This window comes from Okeania sp., assembly GCF_983059655.1.
In genome coordinates, this window is the sequence record NZ_CEZPJD010000674.1 from 1 (window position 1) to 4,392 (window position 4,392).

Genomic DNA, 4,392 nt, shown 5'->3' on the forward strand with positions numbered 1-4,392 from the left:
GGGAACTTTTCGGAAGCATCTCGGCAGTTAGGAGTTGCTGTTTCTTCAGTTACTCGTCAAGTTAATGCTCTGGAAACCCTACTCCATACCCAATTAACCAACCGTTCCACTCGTAGTATTACTCTCACTCCCCAAGGACGCAGATATTATGAGAAGGTGGTGCAAATTCTTCAAGATGTAGAAGCAGCTAATCTTTCAGTTGCAGAACAGGATGAAGTACCACGGGGTCTATTGCGAGTTAGTTTACCTGTAGCTTTTGGCAGACTCTACATTGCACCTCTGGTTCGGGATTTTCTCGTGCAATATCCTGAAATGCAACTAAATTTGACCTTGAGTGATGGATTAGCTAATCCAGTTGATGAGCAACTTGATGTGGTGATTCGTTTGGGTAATCTTGAACGTTCTGGCGCTACTTGGATCGTCCGCAAACTCGCCTCATACACACGCAAAGTTTGTGGCAGTCCAGCCTATTTTCAGCAGTATGGCAAACCAGAGCATCCTGAAGATTTAGCTGACCATAATTGTTTGTGCTTTAGCTATTCCACTGGTTATGAAATTTGGCGATTTAAGGGAGACAAAGAGGTGTGTGAAGTTAAAGTTAATGGCTCGTTGGTAGCAAATAATTCAGAAGTCCTTCGGCAAGTTTGTTTAGATGGTGCTGGTTTGATTTTAATGCCAACCTGGTTAATTGGAGAAGATATCCGTGGGGGTCTTCTCCAAGCTGTACTTAACGATTTTCAGTTCTATCCCCATACGGATATGGATACAGGTATTTATGCACTTTATCTACCTAATCGTCGTAATTCCTTGAGAATTAAAACTTTCATTGATTTCTTAATTCAACGCCTTGGTAACTCACTTTTATAGCGCTGTGCGCAGGCAACAGGCAACAGGCAACAGCGGTGCGACCCCGCGACGACGTTAGTCGCAAGCGGTCAGACCCCGCGTCGCCGTCAGCTCGCTTGCGGAATGCTGACTCCTGTGAGGGAACGCGCACTCCTGTGAGGCAACAGGGGGAATAAAAAACCGTTTGTGTAGCATTCCGAAGGAGTAATATAAGACTTTTAGCTATTGGATACCTCCTGTAATTTGTACATATGCCAGCGCACATTAGCTATATGGGAAAAATTTTGAACAATACTTGGCAATTTTAAGAGAAAATCTAAAAATAAACGCCTATTAGCTGATTTTGATATTCTTGTAGAAAATCAGCTCTAAAAGTCACCTTTAGTGCTACTATATATTATAAATTTTATTTTATAGCACAGAATAATGAACAACAAAAATCTAGCAATAACTTTAGCTACAGTTGTTTTTCTAGCAGCCTGTGACATTGGTGACAATAGTCATATTAAACTTAAACATGATAGCTATCACAGTTCTAGTTATCCTAACTATATAAATCGTGGAAAAGCAAGAATAAAAAATTACACCCCAACTAATACTAATGCCAGTTATATTGTAAGTTCTTGTCAAGAATTTATGGAATACGAAATGGGAATTCCTCGCCATAGTCAGTGGTCTTCAGTAGAAAATATAACTGAATCTACATCTGGTTGGCAATGGCAAGGTTGGGTAGAATTTGATGGGGAACGAAGCAATTTTATTTGCAATCTTGATAACAATGAAGTAACAGCATATTTTCATCAAGAAACTTATCCTGATTATTTCCCCGATCGTTTTTATGGAGGTAGCGATCGCATTTATAAAAGTAATATTAGTGTTGTAAATTCTTGTAAAAATTTTATGCAATATGAAATGGGATTACCTACTAATGGGCGGTGGTCTTCTACTCAGAATGTGACTAAAACTGCTGACGGTTGGCAGTGGCGAGGATGGGTAAATGTTTATGGAGAAAAAAATAAGTTTGTATGTACTGTCGATCCTAATGGAGTTAGAGTCGCCACTAATTTTGAAGACTCCTACAATTATGAATATGAATATAACGATACTTACTAATATAAAATCTGGTTGAATACTTATTATATAGTTGGGAGAGATGGGGAGATTTGTAAGTAGCACAATTTTTTGTATTTCATATTAAGAAATAAAGAAAAAAATCCTTTTCATCAATCCTATCCATTTCAGAAAAGATAATGATTAATTATTAATTGTTGAATGAGCAAACTAAAGCTTCAATTTACTAAGGTAAGGATATAATTGGTGACTCTAGTGCAGGATGGCGGAAATAACTGGTTACAAAATCCTAAAATAATTACAAATTAATAATTTTGACTGTCTTGAGTTCGTTTTACATTCTGAAGAAATATCAGAATTACGCACTCGCTTTTAACTTCCGCATAGCTGCTCTAGTATTGCTTCATTACTCTTTGCATAGTCCGTTTATCATCTCGTTGTTTAATAGTTTCACGCTTATCATGGAGCTTTTTACCCTGTGCCAAAGCAATATCAACTTTTACCCAACCGCGCTTAAAATACATCCTCAATGGCACTAAAGTTAATCCCTGTTGTTCTACCTTACCAATCAATTTACGAATTTCTTGTTTGTGTAACAATAGCCTTCTACTACGACGAGGTTCATGATTGAAAAATTCTCCTGCTTTTTGATATGGAGAAATATGAACGTTCAGTAACCATGCTTCATTATTACGAATTAAGGCATAACCATCTCGTAAATTGACCTTACCTTCCCGGATGGATTTTACCTCCGTTCCTTGTAATGCAACACCAGCTTCATAAGTTTCAATAATATGATAGTTAAATCTAGCTTGGCGATTATCACTAATTATTTTACGTCCTTCACCACTTTTTTTATTCATAAAATATTCTAACTACACTTAATTTTTTATTTGTAGCTTTTGATTATACTACAAAATTATTGGTTATGGCAACAGATCGGGACTTATGCAAAAACTCTATATGTAGGGAGGGCGTTAGCGGAGCTTGGCGTTAGCCAATACCATTCGCCCCTACAAATGGTGGTTTAATAGTCAATTTGCGTAAATCCTGTAGATGAATTAAAAAACTACTATAAGTAAAAAATTTTAATAATATACTTTTTGTATAAATGCCTTGGTTATCAATAGCTGAATCAACTATAGTTAAATATTTTTCTGATTATTAAGCTGTTTTAATTTAAATTGATACTATAGTTTTCCTAAATAGGTTTTGAACAAATTTTGGCATTGCTGAGGAGCAGGAACGGGCAAGATGCCCATTCCACAAAACTACAAAACTATAAAACTATTAAAATCATCCTTCTGACTTCTGACTTCTGACTTCATTAACCTGGTATTTCTAAAAGCGATCGCTCTAAAATAATCATTTCGGAACTTATTGCTGAACTACGAGCTATAACTCTACCTTGAGAGTTAATAACTTGTAACTTACTAAAATCTAAATCTTGTGTTTCTTGAAACATTTGGTTAACTAATTTATCTTGTTCTTCCTCAGTTTTGTCATACCAATCATTATTCAGTTCAACAATTAATAAACTACTGGGAAAATTAACTCTTAAAGATTCAGTAATTCCGGCACCATATTGATTAATCAGGTCATCAATTTGATTTTGAATTGACACAATTAAAGTTTGCTCTGGTGTCAACTCTGGAGGCGAAGGTATAATTTCTTCCATAGATTCAGGAGCTTCAGAAAATGAATTTTCTAATACTTCTGGATCTACACTTAGAGGTAGAGACTCTTCCGGAGCGATCGCTTCTGTTTCTTCAGCTATAGGAATATTTGCCACCTCAGTAGCAGGTTTACTAGGGGAAACAGAAACAAAAATAATTACTAGAATGAAAACAAAAATACTAGCGATCGCCCCCGTCAATAACCCATCAGAAAGTTTCTGACTTAGGGACGATGGTAATAAGGAACGAACTAATCCTAAAACCTGTTGTCCAAAACCAGGTTTGGCCACTACTGATTTTTTTTCAGTAGTAGATTGTTGTTGAGGTTGACTTTCGGGTATCACGGAAGCAGTTTCTGTTGATTCTTGATGGACTGCTTCAGTTTCAGGTTGTTCTAAATTTGGTTGTTTTGGTTGGTCTTCTGACATTTTATCTATACCTTTTGAAGTGACATACTCCCACACTAACCTGACGGTATAGTGTAAGCTCTCTCGTTTCACAGTCCCGGTATCCCGTCGGACTCCACGAAGCTCTAAGAACGAGATGCCCCACCGCTCTTTTTGCACATAAAAAACTGCTCACCTAGTTCCGCAATCAGATTTTACGTTTTCCCACAGTTAACTAGGAATTCGGGCCAACAACCCCAGATCCGATTAAATTTTCATGGTTCATTACTGGCGGCGATGAGCTGCAGACCAGCACTGTTCGATGATAACATAAAAATTTGTAAATTAATGAGGCATTGAACCGTTCTACTAAACTTACCCAAACTTACCCATGAATGATTGCATGAGCTTTG

Annotated in this window: 4 protein-coding genes; 2 read left to right on the forward strand and 2 right to left on the reverse strand. The window is 37.0% G+C overall.

Annotation, left to right across the window (positions count from 1 at the left end; genetic code table 11):
* On the forward strand, positions 1–867 hold an 867-nt coding region (locus AC3DU7_RS26385), incomplete at its 5' end, for a LysR family transcriptional regulator (protein ID WP_488042248.1).
* Between the two features lie 405 nt (positions 868–1,272).
* Positions 1,273–1,959, forward strand: coding sequence for a hypothetical protein (locus AC3DU7_RS26390; RefSeq protein ID WP_488042249.1), 687 nt, complete (start codon positions 1,273–1,275; stop codon positions 1,957–1,959).
* A gap of 350 nt (positions 1,960–2,309) precedes the next feature.
* Here the strand turns inward: AC3DU7_RS26390 and smpB are convergent, their stop codons facing one another.
* Both smpB and AC3DU7_RS26400 read right to left on the reverse strand, forming a co-directional pair.
* Positions 2,310–2,780: an SsrA-binding protein SmpB gene (gene smpB, locus AC3DU7_RS26395; protein ID WP_124154743.1), complete on the reverse strand. Its 471-nt coding sequence runs from the start codon at positions 2,778–2,780 to the stop codon at positions 2,310–2,312.
* A 464-nt stretch (positions 2,781–3,244) separates the two neighbouring features.
* Positions 3,245–4,159 (reverse strand): hypothetical protein, encoded by a 915-nt coding sequence (locus AC3DU7_RS26400; protein WP_488042250.1) that lies wholly within the window; start codon positions 4,157–4,159, stop codon positions 3,245–3,247.
* Positions 4,160–4,392 lie beyond the last annotated feature (233 nt).